Below are 19,754 nucleotides of genomic sequence, written 5' to 3' on the forward strand. Positions count from 1 at the left end.
TTTACCTACACCAAGCCTATTGATTAGCAAGGTGTAGGTGGACATTCTTTCTGTCAATAATTTGTAACATTCTACATCCTTCTGTCTGCAAAAGTTCCAATCTCCTTTGAGCTCACGTACAATGTGCGCCCTTGTCGACGTGCGACAAACCTAGATTTTACTTTTTGGTCTATTGAATATGCTTAAGTTTTTAAATTCAAAGCTGAGTCCTTACTATGAGTTTTGGATCCTCAATGCATTGCTTGCGACGCTAATTGGCGCCCGCTATTTCCTTTATTTCCCAGACTTGCCCTTCGATGGACTTCAGTTCTCGTTTGCTGTGACCAGTTTGTTCAGCCATATGGCGCTACTCGCGTTAGTCTTCTGGCTTGTGGGTTTGGTGGTTTGTTTCTTACCATTAAAGATAAAGCGTCCTATTTTGGCACTGGTAGCCACCATCGCGCTGGGCTTTTTGTTTGTCGATACCATGGTATTTGGCTTCTACCGATTCCACCTAAATTACCCAGTTCTCTCTATGGTAATGTCGGGACAAATCGTTGAGTTTCCATGGTCTGCATGGCTTATGCTTGTGGTTGGTCTTGGCTCTGTGTTCGCACTTCAATGGTGGGCGCTAAGTAAAATGGAGCTTCGCAGCTTCACGTTGACCAAAAAACTTCGCAAAGTATTTTTCCCATTATTTATTGCCACCACATTGGCAAGCCACGGTATTCACATTTGGGCAGCGGCGAAAACCTACCAGCCTGTCATGTTCGTTAACCAGTATCTTCCGCTCTTCTACCCAACGATTGCGAATTCACTCCTAATGGAGAAGGGCTGGCTAGATCGAGAAGAGCTTGAGCGAAACCAAGCAAAAGCACCAAAAGTACAGGGTGGTCTTAACTACCCTGTTAATCCAATCGTAGGTGAAGCACCATCGAATCCAAAGAACATCATGTTGATTCTGATCGATTCTTGGCGTCCAGATACAGTGACACCAGAGTACATGCCGACCGTTTATGACTTGTACAACGAAGGTCTATCATTCGATAAACACTACTCTTCAGGCAACGCGACTCGAATGGGTACATTTGGCCTGTTCTACGGCCTGCCTGGACCATACTGGCACCCGATGCTTGCGAACCAACGTCCAACACTGTTGATGGATCGCTTGCAAGAACTCGACTACGAGATTGGCGTGTTTACATCGGCACACATCGAGTCACCAGAGTTCAACCGTACTATCTTCGCCAACATCCCGGATCTGCGTATTCGTGGCAAGAGCAAAGGCAACGCCGCTGAGCGTGACATTGAACTCGTCGACGATTGGATGGTTTGGTATGACGTTAACAAGTCAAAACCAACCTTCTCGTTCTTGTTCTTTGATGCGCCACATGGATTTGTTTTCCCTGCGGATTATGAGCCGAAGTTTGAGCCAATGTCTGGACCAAACAACCCGTTCGTACGCAGTAACGATTCCGATCCGGAGCCTATCTTCAACCGCTACCGTACAAGTACTCACTTTGTTGATAGCAAAATCAAAGAAGTGATTGCCAAACTAAAAGCGGAAGGCACCTATGACGATACACTGATCGTTATTACTGGTGACCACGGTGAAGAGCTCAATGACAATGGTCAAAACTTCTGGGGTCACAACGGCAACTTCACCGAAGCTCAAATCAAAGTACCGTTTATTATGATTGGTGCTGGCGTCGACAAAGAAGCCAGCCAGTGGCCACAAGGCAAGATGACCACACACTATGACTTTGTGCCGACCATCATGAAGAACTACCTAGGTGTGACCAACGACATCGAAGACTACGCGGTTGGTGAAGATCTCTACGGTGAGTTTGTTGACCGCCCATACACCATCGTTGCAGACTACGGCGACTACGCCGTTGTGTCCGAAGATAAGATCTTCTCACTCAAAGGTAACGGTCTTTATGAAGTAAAAGACGGCACTAACCGATTATTGCCACAGCAAGAGATCGACCACGAGCGTATGCACTATGCCATTGAGCTGCTTACCCGCTACACGGAGAAATAGCTAGCTTCAATAAAAAAGCCCTCGCAATATTTTGCGAGGGCTTTTTGTATCAGCTCAGTATGTTTAAAGCTAGCGACTTAAACCGAGACTAAAACCTCAGCACTCATCGGTTCGATATGCAGCGCGCCATCAGCCTCAACCACAGCATCAGAAAAGATCGAACTCAGTGCGTTAGTTTGATTGAGAGCCACTACTTTACTGCGTGATGACTTGTTGATCACCACGACACCTTTGTCACCTCGACTAAATGCCAACAGATCTTCATTCGCCTCAATGATCTCAACGGTCGCTTCGTGAACGGTATGGTAGAAGCGAATCAACTTAGCAAGTTTAGGATCTTTCCAACCATCCACCCATCTTGGTAAACCTCGTTTATTGGTGATACCACTTGGATCAAGGTCACTGTATATGAGAGGCACGCCTTCGCCGCGTGTAAGGATGTACACATACGCCAACCACTCATCCTGCTCCTCCATGACCATGTCACTAAACACATCGTTATTTGGAATATCATGAGTTGTCACAAAGGTAATTGAACGCTCATGAGTCAGAGCCAGACCAAAGCAATAAGGATCAATCAATGACGTTAAGCTTCCATCTTTGGATGAGAAGGCTTCAAAAATGGTTTTGAACAGCGGAAAGTCGTACGCCGCCAGTCTAGTCTCTTCAAGGTATGGTTGAAGGAACAGCTCGTACTCTTCCTCAGTTGCACCGCCATCAGTAATGATTTCTCCGAACACATGCATGCCTTCAGTGATCTCATCAGTGAACACCTTTTTGATGTGCTCAAGAGTAAGGTGTTTTGCTGCATCAATGCGATAACCACGCACACCAAGATGTTTCATCGCCAATAGATACGCTTGCTGCTGAGCAATAACGTGCTCGCTTGTGCGCAATGTCGGCAACCCTGGATCCTCTGGTCCACCGGTCAGGCGGCCATTTTGCACTTCCCAACGATCTTTCCAGTTCTCGATACCAAACGCTTCAACAAAATCCTCTTCTGTGAACAGAGGTTTGCTCAAGTCACCAAATAGCTTTTGCTGCTCAAAGTAGCTAGGATGCTCCTGATAGCACGTTATGTCTGATTTACCCGGGTATTGAAGATCGAGACGCTGACTCGACTCATTCGCCATGTGGTTGAAAACCACATCTATGTATACCCAAATATCGAGTGCATTCAGTGCCGCCATCATGGCTTTAAAGTCTTCAGTATTACCGAGTTTATTATCGATAACGCGATAGTCTTGAGGCTGGTATAACTGCCACCACAATACTTCCTTCTCGCCACGGTAGGACTTCATCGGTGGGGAAACAAGCACTGTCTTGTACCCAGAGGCTTTGATTTCCTGAGCGCGCTCAGTCACTAAAGCGTAGGGCCAATCGAACGCATGAAGGATCACGTTACTTTGACTGGTGGTTTTGATAGACATTAGGATCGCCTTTATTACTTGGAATTACTTCAGTTGATAAAATTATAGTGATTGAGGAAAACCGCGGCTCATCCTCAACTTAGTTTCTGTTGGTTTAGGCGGTAGGCGTAGAAGACAATTAACCCTTGAAAATCGTGCCAATCCCTTAAATGCGACAATAAACCATTGAATTAAAAGGACTAAATAAGAAACATTGTGCAACAACCCAAGTTGTTAACCGAGATCGCTTTATCGTGAAGCCGTGAGCAACATCACAGCGTGTGAGGAAGGTATTATATTTTATCTATATGAAACACAAACAAAAAAAGCGCACGTTATTCACGTACGCCTTCTTGGCTAAAACAACATTAAAATGGTTTTGGTGCGTAACCTGTCATTACCTTTAGCTTCAGCTCTTTACCAATTTTCGTCATTGGGTGAACGACAACTAAACCTTTCACAGACTTTTTCAGCTTACCCATATCCGCCTGCTCTGCTTTGGTGATTTCACGAGAGAAAGGCATGTCCAGCAAACTCTTACGCTCTTTGTTTATGTCGTAGCTTTGCTTGTGCTTTAGTTGAGCCAATTTCTTGGTCATCTTGTCAATTTCATCGGTGAAACGTGAAATCATTTCATTGTCACCACGAGCTTTAGCTCCATTAAGCTTATGCTTGCACTTATCTAGGCGGTTATTCAGTTTCTGGAGTTCTTGTTTCGAGCTCATGGCATGGACCTTTTTATGGTAAATGATGGGGACAAACGCTGGATATTCAGAGTCTAACTTATCCGCAGCCAATCTGCATAACTGACATCAGCGCGCACGATCCCGTATCTTGGTCGCGCATCATAAAGTTTACGATTCAAGAATGCCAGAGTTGAACGCAGAAATTTCTCAAACCGTTGAAATAGAAAAAAGCAAACGGTTGCAATCGCAAAAACCTTTCTATAGAATCCGCTCACCCCAAATTGGGGACTTACTGTCAGGCATTTTGTATAAGCTTCAGATAGGGTGAAGCGTTTCTACAGAGCACCAATAATGCTCCGCTATAAAATGACTCGAATCCACATCTGCTCTTATGCCAATAAGTCTGATCAGTGAGTGTAATTTTTACACACGCACTTAATCGCTGAGACAAGTGCGCCACTTAGATTTATTACTACCTATTTAATACGGACATTGCTAGGTAACACATGAAAGAGTTGTATCATGTCACTACTTATGAGCATTGTCGGAATCATCGCACTGCTATCCGTTGGTTTTCTTTTCTCTGAAAACCGTCAAGCCATCAATAAACGTACTGTCCTACTTGCCCTAACTGCACAAATTGGTTTTGGTGCCTTCGTTATGTTTGTCCCTCTTGGTGAGCAAATATTGCAAGGCATGTCGAATGGCGTCAATCACGTTATTTCCTACGCTAATGAAGGCCTAGCGTTCGCTTTTGGTGGCTTAGGTAAGTTCGAAATGGGCTTCATTTTCGTTATCAACGTACTTTGCGTCATCATCTTTATTTCGGCACTTATTTCGGCATTGTATTACCTCAACATCATGCAAACGCTGATCAACGTAATTGGTGGTGTACTAACCAAGGTACTTGGCACGTCAAAAGCGGAATCACTTAGCGCAACCGCAAACATCTTTGTTGGTCCTATTGAAGCGCCATCTATGATTCGTCCACTCGTCAAAAACATGACTCGTTCAGAGCTATTCGCTGTGATGACAGGCGGTCTAGCAAGTGTCGCTGGCGGCACCATGATTGGTTATATCAGCTTAGGGGTAGATCCAAAGTACATTATTACCGCATGTTTCATGACCGCGCCCGCAGGCCTGCTGTTTGCAAAGCTGCTGTGTCCACAAACAGAGGAAGTTACCACTGACAAAGCCATTAAAGTTGATGACAAAGACGCTCCAAAATCGCTACTCGATGCCATTACTGAGGGCTCTCTGGTCGGTATGCACCAAGCAGCAACCGTAACCGCACTCGTCATTTCTTTTGTTGCGTTAGTGGCACTACTTAACGGTATTATCTCCGGTCTTGGTGGCCTTGCTGGCTTCGAGAACGCGAGCCTTGAACTGATTATTGGCTACATCCTGTCACCACTTACATTCCTAATGGGTGTGCCATGGAGCGAAGCGGTTACCGCAGGCGCTCTTATTGGTAAGAAGATTGCTGTAAACGAATTTGTTGCTTACATGAGCTTTGTTGAAGTCAGCGAAACCTTGTCAGCAAAGACTCAAGCTATCATTGCCTTTAGCCTGTGCGGCTTTGCCAACATTGGCTCGCTCGCCATGGTGATTGGCGGTATTGGCGCTATGAACCCAGAGCGTCGTCCTCTGCTTGTTGAAATTGGCCCACGTGTACTATTTGGCGCCATTCTAGCGAACTTAATGTCAGGCACTATCGCTGGCCTGCTTATCACTCTGTCTTAAGGAAAAACTCCATGCCTACTCCACATATTAATGCGAACAAAGGTGACTTTGCAGAAACGATTCTAATGCCAGGTGACCCACTTCGCGCTAAGTTGATTGCTGAAACTTACCTAGAAAATCCGCGTTTGGTGAGCGATGTTCGCAACGTATACGGCTATACCGGCACTTACCAAGGTAAAGAGATCTCTGTTATGGCTCACGGTATGGGTGGCCCTTCTGCGACGATCTACTTTCATGAGTTAATGACTGAATTCGGCGTTAAAAACTTCATTCGAATCGGCAGCTGTGGTGCCATTCACGACGACGTAAAACTGAAAGACGTTATCGTCGCGATGGGTGCATCGACCGACTCTAAAATCAACCGTATTCGTTTTCGTGATCACGACTACGCTGCGCTAGCTGACTTCAACATGCTGCAAAACTGTGTATCCGTGCTGAGCGAAACCGACATGAGCTACCGTGTGGGTCAGGTGTTCTCTTCTGATCTATTCTATCGCCCAGATTTCGACATGTACGAGCTTATGGCTAAGTACGGCGTACTGGGTGTAGAAATGGAAGTGAACGCGCTTTACTCATGTGCTGCTGAAAATGGCTGTAAAGCAATTGCAATGTGCACAGTGACCGACCACATCACTAAAGGTGAACACCTCACCGCTGATGAACGTCGCACAGAGCTGCACGAAATGATTAACGTGGCGCTAAAAACCGCGTTGACGCTGTAATCATTATCAAGCCCAGCATTTGGCTGGGCTTTTTAATGGCTCGCTATTAAAAAGCCACTTTTTAGATAAGTCGTATTTTAGCCATACGGTTTTAGGAACTGAGATGTCAAATCAAGCCTTTGTTGCCAATCTTTATCATGCCCCAATTAAAGGGACATTCGACTATATCGAACAGGCGTGTATTGAAATTGATGGTTTGGGAATGATTACCCAAGTATTATCACCCAATCATTCAGACTACACGCAGCTCGTCGAACAACACGAAAATAATAGTAGCTTAACGCGCTTAGCCGACCATCAATACTTGCTGCCGGGTCTCGTTGATCTTCATACTCACGCACCGCAGTGGCCTCAAGCGGGCAAAGGGCTGGATCTTCCGCTGCATGATTGGCTAAACCAGTACACTTTTCCACTAGAGAGCCGCTACAGTGATCTCACATTTGCCGCTCGAATTTACCCAGAGTTAGTAGACACACTGCTTGCACACGGCACCACAACCGCCATGTACTTTGCCACAATTGACAGTGCACCATCAGAATACCTTGCGCGTGTGTGTAAAGAGAAAGGACAGCGCGCGCTGGTCGGAAAAATCTCTATGGATGAAAAGTCGATGTGTCCGGATTACTACGTTGAACCATCAACGCAGCAAGCGCTCTCTGACGCAGAAGCTTTCATCCAAAATGTGAATGAAATAGATGCACAGCAAGGACTGGTTTATCCCGTCGTCACACCTCGCTTTGTACCGACATCAACCAAAGCACTACTAGAAGGTTTGGGCAACCTAGTTTCCCACTATCAATGCCACGTGCAAACTCACGCCTCAGAAAGCGATTGGGCTCGAGATTTCACAGAACAAGCCTATCAAAAAACGGATGTTGAGTTGTACAACGAAACAGGACTACTGACTCGTAAAACGGTGCTCGCCCACTCAATCTTTCTCAGTGAAAGTGATAAAGAGACTATCAAATCTGTTGGCGCAGGCATTGCGCACTGCCCACTCTCCAACATGTACTTTGCCGATGCAGCATTTCCACTAAGAGAAGCTCTCGATAAAGACCTTCATGTCGGTCTAGGCTCCGATTTATCCGGCGGACCACTGCCTTCAATCTTCCATGCGGCCTTAGATGCAGTGAGTCACTCTCGCGTGCGCGAAGCGGGCACTAACACCCATATCATGGAACAACGTGGTGAGGCGAACTCACGCGTGTCATTTGTCGAAGCATTCTGGCTTGCGACCCACGGAGGCGGGCTAACACTTGACCTACCTGTTGGCGTATTCAAACCGGGGTACTACTTCGACGCGCTTGTGGTTGATAGCAACACCCAAGGCAGCCAAGTTCGTGTTTATGGTGATCTCGATAACGAGCAAGACATCTTAGAGAAAATCATTGTGCACACCACCGAACCGGCGATTTCATCGGTTTGGGTCAATGGTCGAAAAGTGAAGTAGCTTCAATGCCTGCATAGTTTGCATAGCAAGGTAATATAGAAAGTAATAGCCCGCGCTTAATACGCGGGCTATTTTGTATTTGAACGTCTCTGTTTAGCGAGAATGCTCGAAGGACTTAAGTTCTATACAGCACCTTCACCACATGCCAACCAAACTTAGTCTTCACCAAATGTGGTACTAACGTCTCGCCAGAGAAGCAGACCTTATCAAATTGAGGTACCATTTGGCCTTTACGGAACTCGCCTAAGTCACCGCCTTTTTTGCCTGATGGGCAAGTGGAGTACTTTTTCGCAAGTGTTTGGAACTTAGCACCTTTCTTCAGCTGTTTGATAATATCTTCAGCTTGCTCTTTGTGTTTAACCAAAATGTGAAGTGCTGCCGCAGTTCTCGCCATGGGTTGCCTCAATCTTTGTTCGACTATGGGATGATAAGTGGCGCTGAGTTTAATTCAAAATGAGATACAAATCACGTTTACTTTTCACGCAACTAAAGTTTTTCGAGCAATTGCCGCATTAACATTTGCTAGGAAAGTTTATAAAATCAATCTATTGGCGAATAGAGAAAACAATATAATGAAAGCAACCATCAGTAAGGCAAATCAATCACAGGGCATGTTGTTGTTTACACTCAACATGCAAAAGCAGCGTTTTGCCATCGGCACACTCAAGGTACGTGAGATCGTTCCTTTCATGCCGACAACACAGATCCCCTACTCACATCAACACGTGGTAGGAACGGTGAGTATTCGCGGCCTGACGGTGCCCGTGATTGATATGGCAGCGGCTATCGGTTTTCGTCCTATTGCGCCAGAAGAGTACAGTAGTACCTACCTAGTCGTGACAGACTGCCTACGTACCGTCGTAGCCTTCATGGTACGTGAGATAGACAAAATCATCGAATGTGATTGGAAGTCGATTGAACCCGCCCCCGAGAGCAGCGGCAAAAATGTGTTTGTCACTGGCGTAACACGCTTCAACGACCAAATCGTCCAACTGCTGGATGTCGAGTTGTTGCTATCTAAGATTTACCCACAATACGCCGATACCAAAATTCCTATGCTCACCGATGTGCAAAGAGAGCGAATTAAAGCACTCAACATCTTGCTGGTTGATGACTCTTCTATTGCCCGGAAGCAACTTGGCGATGCACTTAATCAAATCAATATTCCGTTCGATATTTGCAAAGACGGCAACAGCGCGCTCACCTTTATGCGCAATAAAGCTGAGCAAAACGATGCTATCGACATTCTTGTGAGCGATATTGAAATGCCAGGGTTAGATGGCTACGAGTTAGCATTTGAAGTACAAAGTGACCCAAAATTGGGACATGCATATCGCATACTGCATACGTCGTTATCTAGTGAAATGTGTACCGAACGTGCTCATCAAGTGGGTGCTCATGAAGCATTAGTGAAATTTAACGCGGGCGAACTGATTGAAGCGATGTTGCGCGGTGCTGAGCAACTTACTGCTCACTAATCCCTTTTATTTTTTAATACCGACGCCGCTTTCCCATTGCACTTTGCCATTAGAGAAATGCGGCGCCGTTGATCAACGTTTAACTAGTTAGCGTCGTAATTGTTGTTTGGGGCAAACGAGAAGCCCTGACCGCCAATAGATGCTTCATACATTAGACCGCCCTTGGTCATAGTAAACACCGCCATCCCATTAATGTAAGTCGCCTGACTTTGCTTATCGCCCGCTTGTGCTCCAGCACCAGTAGAACCCGCTTGCGCACTCGCGCCTAATGTCAGAGCCACAGCGGAAGCTTGCGCGCCAAATTCAAAACTGCCGCTGGTGAATGCGTAGTAATCCGCCTTGCTCTCAAAGAAAATAATTTCGCTGTAAGCCTGGGCTCCAAGTTGCAATCCAATACTTAGCTGCGCCAATGTTGAATCGCCCACATGCATACCTTGTTGGTACACTTGCCCCTCACCATAGGAACCGCCAATACCAAAGCCGCCCTTGCCGACAGTCGGGAATACCGCGTAGCCGTAAGCGTTTTCAAAAAATGGTAAGGTTGCTGGGGCTTGTTTGAACTTATTGAGTGTCGCCTCATATTTGCTACTTGATTCAGCACCCTTTGAATTACTGTCTTGACTTGTATCTTGTGCTTTTGCCTCTGAGGTCGTTTCTTCTGCTGCAAATGCGCTAGGGGAGAGTGCCAAACAGGCAGCAAGAAAATAGGGCGTGGCCTTTACTAACATATGTTTTCCTTGTTTAAGGTCGGTATTACGTCAAAGCTAAACTGAGTTTTTAGACGACATGCCTTGCGGTTAGTTCAACTCGGCACCACAAATTGAAGCCACTCTTTTGCACCCAACAAGAATCAGCTCTACACTAAGCAATAGCCTAGACAATTCATAACATAATGAAAACTATGATAAAGAAGCTATTAATCAATATCACCTGCATTCTGCTTGGCGTACCGCTGCTATTGGTGATCTTCTTTAAGTTCGTAAACCCACCTATTTGGGGATGGAAGATTGCCCGTACTGTGTCACCACCTGAGGGTTACCCCACTCAAGTCCATCAAACATGGACGCCACTAGAAAACATCTCATCGAATATGCCTAAAGCGGTAATAGCATCCGAAGACCAACGATTTCCCGATCACAACGGTATCGATGTTGTTGCACTGTGGAATGTCATATCTAACAGCGGTGCGGCAGGTCCGAGTCGTGGGGCAAGTACCATTACCCAACAAACGGCCAAAAACGTGTTCCTGTTTCCGAGTCAAACGTATATCCGAAAAGCCTATGAACTGTATATCGCGCTACTGTTAGAAGTGATTTGGGGCAAGCAGCGCATTATGGAGGTGTATCTTAATGTCATTGAATTCGGCCCTGGGATCTATGGCGTGGAGGCCGCTAGTCAGCAATTTTTCAAAGTACCGTCTTCTCAATTAACCGCGATTCAGGCAGCACAGCTTGCTGTTGTACTTCCAAACCCTTATCGAATTCGCCCTACCCCTATGTCTGATTACGTGAACAAACGAACACACTGGGTAGTAACGCAAATGAACAATTTAGGGCCGCTTTCGCTTTAATGGTTCAATGACTGGTTTGGGCAAAGACCACAAATCTCTGTGACATCGAAGCTCTGTGACATAGAAGCTCTGTACCCTAGAGGCTCACTGGCAAAGCTAGTTGTCTATGGGTGTAACGCTGCGTCCAAAACGTCGAACCTGGCTCATCAGCAATACTACCGCCATTAATAACGCAGACATTAGATAGAAACGTCCCAATGCCACCTGATTAGTAACCCAATACTCCACTAAAAATCCACCAAGCACGCCTGCAACAACCATTTGTATCGATCCTGACAGTGCCGAAACCGAACCCGCTTGAGTCTTATGTGGGCCTAGTAATAGAGCAATAGAGATTGGAAACGACAATCCTTGAGCAATTGTCAACACAGTGAATGATAGCAGTAGATTGAATACGGTCATCTCTACCATTAGCAGCCAAAGCCCAGCCATTGCGGACAATACAATCGCTAGAAATAAGATCCAGCTGTTTGAAAAGTAACGGTTCAGAATATTGAGCGAGACACTTCCCATCATTAAGCCTGCTGATGGGATAATCATGATCGACCCATATTCCGCTGCAGTCAGACCCAGTTCGTGCTGCATTAAAAACGGAAACAGGCTGAGTGATACCACGGCAGTAAGGTAGCTGATCCAGTTATAGCTCGCACTTCCAATGACTTGAGGGTTTACAATCAACTTGGCGTACGTCTGCATGACTTGTTTAGGTTTAAAGGCACGCGGTGCATAAGGCAAGGTTTCTGGCAGGATAAACCAGCCCAAACTAAAGATTGCCACCAAGTACACCAACACAAAGACAAACACAGCTTCCCAATCTAAATGAAATGCGATCCAACCGCCAAACACTGGGGCAATAATAGGCATCACCGACGCCGTAACTGAGATGTAAGACAAAGCTTTGGTGAGCTGCTTTCCGTCATAACTATCACGCAGCACACTCCGCCCTAGCACCGAGGCACTGCCTGCACCTAAGCCTTGCAACAGCCTACCAAATTCAAGCACAGCGAAGTGATCACTGAAGACGATACACAGCAAGGTACCCAGCAAATAAACACCTTGCCCCAGAATGAAGACTGGGCGTCGGCCGATAGCATCTGACAAAGGCCCATAGAAGAGTTGTGACAGACCAAACCCGACTAAAAACAAGGTCACTAGCATTTGAACGTCGGCATGACCCACCGCAAGTGACTCACTAATGAGAGGCAGTGAAGGCAGATAAATACTGACACCAACTTGCCCCGTTGCAATGATCATCATCGCAAGCAGCATTGGTGTTTTATTGAATGATTTTGGCTTTGTTTTATTCATACACACATTCTATATTGCGTATGAATCATTGATAATACACCATAAAGGAAACAGAATACGTCCTGTTAGGAAATAATAAGAGGCTGAATATGGATTGGATTTCGTGTATCAACACTTACATTCGAGTAGTCGAAGAAGGAAGCTTCAACGGCGCAGCTCGCCGTCTCAATACCACCAGCTCAGCCATCAGCAAGCGGGTCCACTGGCTTGAAGAACGCATTGGGGTACAACTTCTCAAACGCACTACTCGCTCAGTGACCCAAACCGAAGCGGGTGCCCTTTTCTACCAGCGCGCCAAGGACTCGCTTGACCGGTTTCAGTCCATTATCGATGAAACTCGATCCGTCAATGAGACGCCTGCAGGACTTCTAAAAATCGGCGCAACCATTGCCGTTGGATCCAAATTTCTAGTTCAATATCTCAACGATTTTCTTATCCAATATCCAGACATTCGGATCCAGCTCACCACTACGGTTCCTGGTGCGATGCCTGACAGCAACCTGGATGTATTCATCAGCCGAGAGCTCGACACCCTCAATACTCTGAGTATTAAACAAACCCCACTGTTTGAGCAAAGAATTGGCTTTTACGCCGCCCCTTCCTACATTGCTAAGTTTGGTGAGCCACAAACGGTGGAATCACTCAAGCAGCACAACATTTTGATTTGGGGAGAGCGCCCGCAACGAGAATACAAAATTTCCAAAAACCAGCGTATCATGCTGTCTGGAAACTTTGCGACCACCAATCCAGAAGCGCTGTTTTACGCGGCCAAAAGCGGCATGGGTGTGCTCATTAGCAATGACATCATGATCAAAGAAGATGTCAAATCTGGCGCCTTGGTTCGCGTACTGCCAGAGATCCAAGCCATGGACTCGACAGTCTACGCCTACTACCCCAAACTCGACTACGACCACACGCGAACCAAACTGTTTCTCGATTACATTAAAATGCGTCTCGCGCAATCGAACGAGGAGTCGTAATCCATTCCATCAAAGCGCTTCTAACAGACGTACCACACAGCATCGTTGCCCTAAAATGGTCACACTGCACGGGTGAAGTGCATCTTCACCTTGGTAAGGAATGACTCAATGCTATAGATCGCGACAAACAAACATGAGAAAAACCAGAGTACGTGCATCATGATCACGAACCATGCGTTTTTCCATTCAGATGCTGTAATTACAATAGCTTGCATACCAAAAAAGTAGATCATCACTCCTAGAATTAAAGCTAGGCTCAAAGAAATCACGGTAATAAGTGGAAACCATTTCGTCATGGGAACCTCCAAAAAGTTGAATTAAGTTACAAATGCTATGTGTAACCGAGCACAAATAGTGCCACTTTTTGTATGGGTATAGATCTGTTCAAATTTTTCGAACTAGATGCTCAAACAAACCGCCTTATACAACATCACCCCAGTGTCTAAACTGACCCCATAGATTGAGAAGCAGACGTTGCTTCTGATAGAGAGGATAACCCCATGTCGAATACACTTGTTTTAAAGTCCAGCATTCTTGGCGACTATTCACAGTCTAATCAAATCATTGCACAAGCAATCGAAGGTAAGCCAAACGTAACAACACGCGATCTTGCTGCTAAGCCAGTGCCGGTTTTGGACATGGCAGTAGCAACAGCCCTTCGCAGCACCGGTGACGATCTATCAGACGAGCTAAAACAGATCGTTGAACTGTCTGATTCATTGATTGCTGAGCTTAAGCAGGCAGATACCGTCGTGATTGCTGCGCCAATGTATAACTTCATGATCCCAACGCAGCTTAAGAATTACTTCGATCTTATTGCTCGTGCAGGCGTCACCTTTAAATACACAGAGACAGGCCCTGTTGGTCTTATCGACAACAAAAAAGTCGTTGTTTTGACTACTCGCGGTGGCATTCACAAAGATACGCCAAGAGATAGCATGCATGATTACTTAGTGACGATTCTTGGCTTCCTAGGTATGACAGACGTAGAGTTTGTCTATGCGGAAGCGCTGAACATGGGTGATGAACCAGCGGCTGAAAATAGAGCCTCTGCATTGGAAGCGCTTAGCCAGTTGGTGTAACTCGCCTTTCAGGTTGCATCAAGCTTAGTTCGGAGAAGTGGTGGGTTGGCCTAGCGTCACTCACCACTTTTTGTTGACGGTAACAAATATCAAAGGGTAGCGGCTTTCTGTAGCTGCATTTTCCGTTTGAGATCGCGAGCAAACTCTCGAAGCTGCCGCGCGTTATCAGCATACTGCTCATCGCCGCAAACTCTACCGTTATTGGTTATATCAGGGCTCGAATAAATCGACAGCAGTTCTGATTCATAACTCATAATAGTACCTGCACCGCCGCACTGATAACCTCTCGCATAAGGTTTGAGCCTATCTTTATTCATTTCCGAAGTGTGCTGCTCTAACGTTTCATCAAGAACTTTAAACCATGAGCGATCGTCATGCCAAGCCCAAGAAAGATGGCCTAATTCATGCTCTAACGTGTATTCATCAGCATACTCAGACAGCATAAAGAATTGACTATTTTCATCCGGGTTGGTGGTACCAATAGTGTCATATTCAAAATAGCCATCCTCATCGGCGAGGATCACGCCATAAAATTGATTAGGAAGCCGTTCAATGTTGCGTACCTTTTCTTCACCAACGCGCTTCATCAGTTGGCGTCTTATTTGGTCGATATCAAACAACGAGGCCGAGTTAAAATCGACGGTTTCTACCGTCGCCAATGTTCGCTTCATGGGAATGCACGAGTTTCTCATTATCACATTGCTTTTACGAACCGACTTATCTAACTCAGTATTGACCTCTTCAAGGCCATATTTATCTACAACCGTTTTGGAAACGAAGAAGAAAATAGGGGTTTCGACCACCTCTTCCATCGTGCAGTCTGGGATCTTCATTCCTGGTACATCGACTTTGTAGAATAACGGGATCAAAGTAAGCGATAAGCAGCCGACAATCATGGCGCTTTGAATTGAAATCAGTTTTTTCATTATTATGCACATCCATTGATATCACTCTATCCTACCCTACTGAGTACGATTTAGCGTATAAGCTTGGTGAAAACCCAAACTGGCTCATGAATTTACATTGATTTACTAACACTGACGTAAGGTTACATTGCAAGGAGTAGAGTTAAAGCCCAATAGGAGCGTTATGATGAAAAAACTCTATTTTATGGTGCTCACCCTCGTACTGGCTGTCACTTTGATATGGCTTCAAGCCGAACCCTCATTGTTTACTTATGAGACCTTTATGCCTTGGCGTAGTGCTTTACTTCAACTGACGGGCATTGTGTCTGTGTTGCTGTTAACGATGACCATGCTTCTGGCAATGAGATTGCCGCTGTTTGAGCGTCTTACTAAAGGTCTGGACAAATCTTATCGCTTACATAAATGGACGGCCATTTATGGCGTCGTTATTGGTGCGATCCATTGGTTACTTGCAATTGTCCCAAAACAACTGGTTAGTGCCGGTGTTATGGAACGCCCACAACGAGGGGTAGATGCACCCATCGATCCGGACTCGCTTTACGCAACCATTCAACCACTGCGAAGCGGCGCTGAAAGCTTAGGGGAATGGACACTCTATTTGTTTATCGGTTTATCACTGTTGGCGCTCTTTGTCCCAATTAAGTACAAGCTATTTAAGTGGACACACAAGCTTATGGCTATCGCTTTTGTCGCGATTGGCTATCACTCTTTGGTGCTGCTCAAACATGCATACTGGGGCAACTTAATCACACCCGTCACGGTGATCGTTGTTGTCGCGGGTATTGCCGCAGCAATTTGGAGTCTTGTAGGCAAGATAGGTCATCGCCGAAAGCACACAGGCGAAGTGACTAGTGTTGAGTACAACAAAGAAAACCAGACAACCAAAATTGTGGCTAAGCTCCCAAATTGGCGTGGACACAAAGCGGGACAGTTCGCGTTTCTCAAACTTGGTGATGAAGAACCTCATCCGTTCACTATTGCCTCATACGATGACCATAGTCACCAAGTTAGCTTTCTTATCAAAGCACTCGGGGATTTTACCGCCGATATTCATAACCGCGTGACAGCAGGTCAGGCCGTTGAAGTAGAAGGACCTTATGGCCAATTCGATTTCGAGGACAACAAGAAACAAGTGTGGATTGCCGGAGGTATTGGCTGCGCAGCGTTTAAGGCCAGACTGGAGCAGTTAGCAAAACAACCAAGAGATCAAGAAGTGGTGTTTTATTACTGTACTCAAGCGCCGTCACCGTTACTAATACAGGAAATGAAGCTAGCCGCACTGAGCGCTAATATAGAGTTTCACCTTATCGATAATAGGCTTACCCCGTTTTTATCGATTGAGCAGATCTTGCAGCAACACCCAGATCTGTCAGAACACAGCATCTGGTTTTGTGGCCCCGTCGGATTCAAAAATGCTCTACAAGGTCAGTTGAAGGCACTCAACATGAAAACAACCGCTTTCCATGCCGAGCTGTTTAACTTTCGATAATGGCTGGCGAAGCTAAAGCGGATGCAAGAACACAAAAGGCGCACATCGCGCCTTTTTGGTTGTTCCGTTTTTTTGCCTGATTGTGCCTCTTTAGGAAGATGAGCTACCCATCCATTGCGACTCAGTTTAGGCTCACTTCTACATCAGACTTGATGGTGCTAGAGCAAGCAAGAACATAACCGCTTTCTCTCTCTTCATCAGACAGAGTTTCATAGCTCGACGACTCTATTTGGCCAACTTTCACCTTGCATTTACAAGACCCACAGATGCCACTTCGACAAGCTGCAATGACTGGCACACCGCCTTTTTCTAACGCATCAATGAGTAAGCTGCCTTCGTCTGCTTCGATTTCAACACCAAAGTCTGGTACGGCAACTTTTACTTGGCTGTCACCAGCCTCTGTAGCGACTTGAGCTGGCGTAAAACTCTCTTGGTGGAACTGAGACATGTCAAACTGCGCATCTTCGAGTGCCGACTTAACCGCTTGCATAAAACCGGTTGGTCCACACAAATAAATTGTGCGCTGCTGAAAGTCTGAAACCAAAGCTTTTAACCACTCAAGACTGATTAAACCTTGAGGAAAATCTGTGCCCGTATTGTCTTCAAGCAACATGTTGAGATGAAAGCTCTCTACGCTCTGATTTAGCTCCATCAACCTATCAAAGTAAATCGCATCGAGTTTGCTTTTCGCCAGATGCAAAAACTCAATATCGATATTTGCCCCCTCTGCTAGCCATTGGTCAGCCATTGACATAACAGGCGTCACGCCGCAACCAGCGCTGATCATCAGCACCTTTTGCTTTGGCGTACAATCGACATTATTGAACTGACCCACAGGCGCTTGAGCTTGCACTTTTTGGCCAACCGACAACATATCGACAATGTGATTTGATACCAGACCATCGGGGACGCGCTTAACAGTAAATTTCAGTCGACTGTCACCCGGGATAGAGCTAATCGAGTAGGCACGAAACGCTGTTTTACCTTGGATATCAAAACCCAGCGAGGAGAATTGCCCCGCTTTGAATTGAAATGAGTCACTCGCTGAATCACTCGACAGCTCAAACGATACCGAATCCGGCGTCTCAAACCATTTTTTGGTACAGGTTAATTGGATTGTATCTGAATGGGACCAAGCCATTTTCTGCTTCTCCTAAAACTTGAAATGGCGCACCAAAGCGCCATTTCAATCACTGCTAATTATGCTGCCAGAATAGTTTTTAAATCGTTTTCAACCGTGGAGATACCACGCATATCGAATTTCTGTTGCAGAATACTTAGCAAGTTATCCGTTAGGAAAGCAGGCGCCGTTGGTCCTGTGTAGATACCTTTTACGCCAAGCGCAAACAGGGTAAGTAGAATCACAATCGCTTTTTGCTCAAACCAAGACAGGACTAAAGTCAAAGGCAGTTCATTGATACCACAATCAAATTCCTCTGCCAGTGCAAGCGCCAACTGGATTGCAGAATAAGCATCATTACATTGGCCAACATCCAATAGACGAGGAATGCCGTTGATGTCACCAAACTGATTTTTGTTGAAGCGGAACTTACCACAAGCCAGGGTCAAGATGACGCTGTCTTCTGGAGCTTGAGCCGTAAAGTCTGTGTAGTAGCTACGTTCAGACTTATCGCCATCACAGCCACCAACTAGGAAGAAGTGCTTGATTGCGCCTGCTTTCACTTGTTCCACAACCGCAGGTGCGGCTTGCATCAATGCATTACGACCAAAACCTACGGTGATCATCTGTTCAATCTCATCATGCTGGAAGCCGTCTTGAGCTAATGCACATTCGATCACTTGTTTAAAATCATCACCTTCGATGTGCACAACGCCAGGCCAACCAACAATGCTACGTGTGAATAGACGATCAGCATATTGACCAACATTCGGGTTTAGCAAACAGTTTGAAGTCATGACGATGGCGCCAGGGAAATTAGCAAATTCTTTCTGTTGATTCTGCCATGCGCTGCCGTAGTTACCTGCAAGGTGTGGGTATTTTTTCAGCTCTGGGTAAGCGTGAGCTGGAAGCATCTCACCATTGGTATAAACGTTGATACCTAGCCCTTCGGTTTGCTGAAGGATCTTCTCAAGATCATGAAGGTCGTGACCAGACACTAGGATACACTTGCCTTTGATAGTCTTGACGTTCACCTGAGTTGGCTCTGGGTGACCAAAGGTGTCCGTTTCGCCTTTGTCTAGCATCTCCATGATCTTATAGTTCATAAGACCAATCTGCATTGAGGTGTTTAGAAGCGGCTCTAAGTCAACAGGGTCAGTACCGAGCCACGCCATGATCTGATGATACTCGCCATACACTTCCTCATCCGTTTGCGATAGCACACGCGCATGCTCTAAGTACGCCGCTGCGCCTTTGAGGCCGTATAGGCAAAGTAGACGCAAGCCAATCACATCTTCATGCAGACTGTCATGACCACGGTTTACTGCCGCCGTCGGCGCAAACGCTAACAACGCTTCTTTTGTTGTTGGCAGCTCAAATTTCGCAGCAGGAGACAGCTCATCAATGGCTATACCCTTAACCAGCGATGCCGCTTGTACTTTTTGTTGAAGTCGCGCTTTATAATCAGCAGCTTGAGTAGAGAGCTCGATAATGCGCTCTGGGTCGAAGTTAACGTTCGTCAGTGTAGAGAAGAAAGCTCTAGGCGCCCATTGATCGATTTCTTGGTCAACAATGCCAAATTTACGACCTTGATCGGCCCAGAAAGAAACACCCTGTAGGGTATACACTAATACGTCTTGTAGGTCAGACACTTCTGATGTTTTGCCACACATGCCTTGTGCGTATGAACAACCCTTAGCAGCAGGGGTTTGAATGGTTTGTTCGCATTGAATACAGAACATAATAAGGACTCCAGTATATTAAGTCG

18 protein-coding genes and 1 riboswitch are annotated in these 19,754 nt (G+C 45.9%); of the genes, 9 read left to right on the top strand and 9 right to left on the bottom strand.

What is annotated here, in order from left to right; all coding sequences use genetic code 11:
* The first annotated feature begins 178 nt into the window (after positions 1–178).
* Entirely contained in the window at positions 179–2,023 is a 1,845-nt protein-coding gene (locus tag ACVA6Q_RS06990; RefSeq protein WP_446647005.1) for a DUF3413 domain-containing protein, read from the top strand.
* A gap of 77 nt (positions 2,024–2,100) precedes the next feature.
* Here the strand turns inward: ACVA6Q_RS06990 and ACVA6Q_RS06995 are convergent, their stop codons facing one another.
* Together ACVA6Q_RS06995 and ACVA6Q_RS07000 are read right to left on the bottom strand one after the other, a co-directional pair.
* Positions 2,101–3,453 carry an alpha-amylase family protein gene (locus ACVA6Q_RS06995; protein WP_446647006.1) on the bottom strand — a complete coding sequence of 451 codons (1,353 nt, stop codon included), beginning with the start codon at positions 3,451–3,453 and terminating at the stop codon, positions 2,101–2,103.
* A 347-nt stretch (positions 3,454–3,800) separates the two neighbouring features.
* A complete protein-coding gene (locus ACVA6Q_RS07000; protein ID WP_446647007.1) occupies positions 3,801–4,157 on the bottom strand; it encodes a YibL family ribosome-associated protein in 357 nt (118 codons plus the stop codon).
* Between the two features lie 245 nt (positions 4,158–4,402).
* Positions 4,403–4,500, top strand: a riboswitch (purine riboswitch).
* A gap of 140 nt (positions 4,501–4,640) precedes the next feature.
* Here ACVA6Q_RS07000 and ACVA6Q_RS07005 point away from each other — a divergent pair.
* The 3 genes from ACVA6Q_RS07005 to guaD all read left to right on the top strand — a co-directional run bounded on the left by ACVA6Q_RS07005 (position 4,641) and on the right by guaD (position 8,033).
* Positions 4,641–5,861: a NupC/NupG family nucleoside CNT transporter gene (locus ACVA6Q_RS07005; RefSeq protein WP_446647008.1), complete on the top strand. Its 1,221-nt coding sequence runs from the start codon at positions 4,641–4,643 to the stop codon at positions 5,859–5,861.
* An 11-nt stretch (positions 5,862–5,872) separates the two neighbouring features.
* Complete coding sequence (gene deoD / locus ACVA6Q_RS07010; protein ID WP_112463061.1) at positions 5,873–6,583, top strand: purine-nucleoside phosphorylase; 711 nt, start codon at positions 5,873–5,875, stop codon at positions 6,581–6,583.
* 103 nt (positions 6,584–6,686) lie between these two features.
* Positions 6,687–8,033, top strand: coding sequence for a guanine deaminase (guaD, locus tag ACVA6Q_RS07015; RefSeq protein WP_446647009.1), 1,347 nt, complete (start codon positions 6,687–6,689; stop codon positions 8,031–8,033).
* A 115-nt stretch (positions 8,034–8,148) separates the two neighbouring features.
* On the opposite strand, the gene ppiC is transcribed toward guaD, so the two are convergent.
* Positions 8,149–8,427 carry a peptidylprolyl isomerase PpiC gene (gene ppiC / locus ACVA6Q_RS07020; protein ID WP_004737764.1) on the bottom strand — a complete coding sequence of 93 codons (279 nt, stop codon included), beginning with the start codon at positions 8,425–8,427 and terminating at the stop codon, positions 8,149–8,151.
* 178 nt (positions 8,428–8,605) lie between these two features.
* On the opposite strand from ppiC, the gene ACVA6Q_RS07025 reads away from it, so the two are divergent.
* Positions 8,606–9,511, top strand: a complete 906-nt coding sequence (locus ACVA6Q_RS07025) for a chemotaxis protein (protein ID WP_446647010.1) — start codon at positions 8,606–8,608, stop codon at positions 9,509–9,511.
* A gap of 83 nt (positions 9,512–9,594) precedes the next feature.
* Here the strand turns inward: ACVA6Q_RS07025 and ACVA6Q_RS07030 are convergent, their stop codons facing one another.
* Positions 9,595–10,239, bottom strand: a complete 645-nt coding sequence (locus ACVA6Q_RS07030) for a lipid-binding SYLF domain-containing protein (RefSeq protein ID WP_446647011.1) — start codon at positions 10,237–10,239, stop codon at positions 9,595–9,597.
* A gap of 164 nt (positions 10,240–10,403) precedes the next feature.
* On the opposite strand from ACVA6Q_RS07030, the gene mtgA reads away from it, so the two are divergent.
* A complete protein-coding gene (mtgA, locus tag ACVA6Q_RS07035; RefSeq protein ID WP_446647012.1) occupies positions 10,404–11,081 on the top strand; it encodes a monofunctional biosynthetic peptidoglycan transglycosylase in 678 nt (225 codons plus the stop codon).
* Positions 11,082–11,177: 96 nt separating this feature from the next.
* Here mtgA and ACVA6Q_RS07040 read toward each other — a convergent pair whose 3' ends face one another.
* The gene (locus ACVA6Q_RS07040; RefSeq protein ID WP_446647013.1) at positions 11,178–12,389 is read right to left on the bottom strand and encodes a multidrug effflux MFS transporter; all 1,212 of its coding nucleotides are present in this window, start codon (positions 12,387–12,389) and stop codon (positions 11,178–11,180) included.
* Between the two features lie 89 nt (positions 12,390–12,478).
* Here ACVA6Q_RS07040 and ACVA6Q_RS07045 point away from each other — a divergent pair, with 89 nt between their 5' ends.
* Positions 12,479–13,369, top strand: a complete 891-nt coding sequence (locus ACVA6Q_RS07045; RefSeq protein ID WP_446647014.1) for a LysR family transcriptional regulator — start codon at positions 12,479–12,481, stop codon at positions 13,367–13,369.
* 59 nt (positions 13,370–13,428) lie between these two features.
* Here the strand turns inward: ACVA6Q_RS07045 and ACVA6Q_RS07050 are convergent, their stop codons facing one another.
* Positions 13,429–13,665 (bottom strand): hypothetical protein, encoded by a 237-nt coding sequence (locus ACVA6Q_RS07050; RefSeq protein ID WP_353498933.1) that lies wholly within the window; start codon positions 13,663–13,665, stop codon positions 13,429–13,431.
* 204 nt (positions 13,666–13,869) lie between these two features.
* Between ACVA6Q_RS07050 and ACVA6Q_RS07055 the strand changes: the two genes are divergently transcribed.
* A complete protein-coding gene (locus ACVA6Q_RS07055) occupies positions 13,870–14,451 on the top strand; it encodes an FMN-dependent NADH-azoreductase (protein ID WP_446647015.1) in 582 nt (193 codons plus the stop codon).
* Between the two features lie 89 nt (positions 14,452–14,540).
* On the opposite strand, the gene ACVA6Q_RS07060 is transcribed toward ACVA6Q_RS07055, so the two are convergent.
* Entirely contained in the window at positions 14,541–15,377 is an 837-nt protein-coding gene (locus ACVA6Q_RS07060; RefSeq protein ID WP_446647016.1) for a hypothetical protein, read from the bottom strand.
* Between the two features lie 163 nt (positions 15,378–15,540).
* Between ACVA6Q_RS07060 and ACVA6Q_RS07065 the strand changes: the two genes are divergently transcribed.
* Complete coding sequence (locus ACVA6Q_RS07065) at positions 15,541–16,866, top strand: ferredoxin reductase family protein (RefSeq protein ID WP_446647017.1); 1,326 nt, start codon at positions 15,541–15,543, stop codon at positions 16,864–16,866.
* Positions 16,867–16,987: 121 nt separating this feature from the next.
* Here the strand turns inward: ACVA6Q_RS07065 and ACVA6Q_RS07070 are convergent, their stop codons facing one another.
* Entirely contained in the window at positions 16,988–18,007 is a 1,020-nt protein-coding gene (locus ACVA6Q_RS07070; protein ID WP_446647018.1) for a 2Fe-2S iron-sulfur cluster-binding protein, read from the bottom strand.
* Between the two features lie 59 nt (positions 18,008–18,066).
* Positions 18,067–19,728 (bottom strand): hydroxylamine reductase, encoded by a 1,662-nt coding sequence (hcp, locus tag ACVA6Q_RS07075; RefSeq protein ID WP_446647019.1) that lies wholly within the window; start codon positions 19,726–19,728, stop codon positions 18,067–18,069.
* Positions 19,729–19,754: the final 26 nt, after the last annotated feature.

The organism is Vibrio sp. DNB22_10_4, assembly GCF_052879755.1.

Excerpts from the sequence above, each read along its gene's own strand:
- ACVA6Q_RS07070 (WP_446647018.1), bottom strand. The coding sequence starts at position 18,007 with ATGGCTTGGTCCCATTCAGATACAATCCAATTAACCTGTACCAAAAAA.
- ACVA6Q_RS07025 (WP_446647010.1), top strand. The coding sequence starts at position 8,606 with ATGAAAGCAACCATCAGTAAGGCAAATCAATCACAGGGCATGTTGTTG.
- ACVA6Q_RS07065 (WP_446647017.1), top strand. The coding sequence starts at position 15,541 with ATGATGAAAAAACTCTATTTTATGGTGCTCACCCTCGTACTGGCTGTC.
- ACVA6Q_RS07060 (WP_446647016.1), bottom strand. The coding sequence starts at position 15,377 with ATGAAAAAACTGATTTCAATTCAAAGCGCCATGATTGTCGGCTGCTTA.
- guaD (WP_446647009.1), top strand. The coding sequence starts at position 6,687 with ATGTCAAATCAAGCCTTTGTTGCCAATCTTTATCATGCCCCAATTAAA.
- ACVA6Q_RS07030 (WP_446647011.1), bottom strand. The coding sequence starts at position 10,239 with ATGTTAGTAAAGGCCACGCCCTATTTTCTTGCTGCCTGTTTGGCACTC.
- ACVA6Q_RS07050 (WP_353498933.1), bottom strand. The coding sequence starts at position 13,665 with ATGACGAAATGGTTTCCACTTATTACCGTGATTTCTTTGAGCCTAGCT.
- hcp (WP_446647019.1), bottom strand. The coding sequence starts at position 19,728 with ATGTTCTGTATTCAATGCGAACAAACCATTCAAACCCCTGCTGCTAAG.
- mtgA (WP_446647012.1), top strand. The coding sequence starts at position 10,404 with ATGAAAACTATGATAAAGAAGCTATTAATCAATATCACCTGCATTCTG.
- ACVA6Q_RS07040 (WP_446647013.1), bottom strand. The coding sequence starts at position 12,389 with ATGAATAAAACAAAGCCAAAATCATTCAATAAAACACCAATGCTGCTT.
- deoD (WP_112463061.1), top strand. The coding sequence starts at position 5,873 with ATGCCTACTCCACATATTAATGCGAACAAAGGTGACTTTGCAGAAACG.
- ACVA6Q_RS06990 (WP_446647005.1), top strand. The coding sequence starts at position 179 with ATGCTTAAGTTTTTAAATTCAAAGCTGAGTCCTTACTATGAGTTTTGG.
- ACVA6Q_RS07055 (WP_446647015.1), top strand. The coding sequence starts at position 13,870 with ATGTCGAATACACTTGTTTTAAAGTCCAGCATTCTTGGCGACTATTCA.
- ppiC (WP_004737764.1), bottom strand. The coding sequence starts at position 8,427 with ATGGCGAGAACTGCGGCAGCACTTCACATTTTGGTTAAACACAAAGAG.
- ACVA6Q_RS06995 (WP_446647006.1), bottom strand. The coding sequence starts at position 3,453 with ATGTCTATCAAAACCACCAGTCAAAGTAACGTGATCCTTCATGCGTTC.
- ACVA6Q_RS07045 (WP_446647014.1), top strand. The coding sequence starts at position 12,479 with ATGGATTGGATTTCGTGTATCAACACTTACATTCGAGTAGTCGAAGAA.
- ACVA6Q_RS07000 (WP_446647007.1), bottom strand. The coding sequence starts at position 4,157 with ATGAGCTCGAAACAAGAACTCCAGAAACTGAATAACCGCCTAGATAAG.
- ACVA6Q_RS07005 (WP_446647008.1), top strand. The coding sequence starts at position 4,641 with ATGTCACTACTTATGAGCATTGTCGGAATCATCGCACTGCTATCCGTT.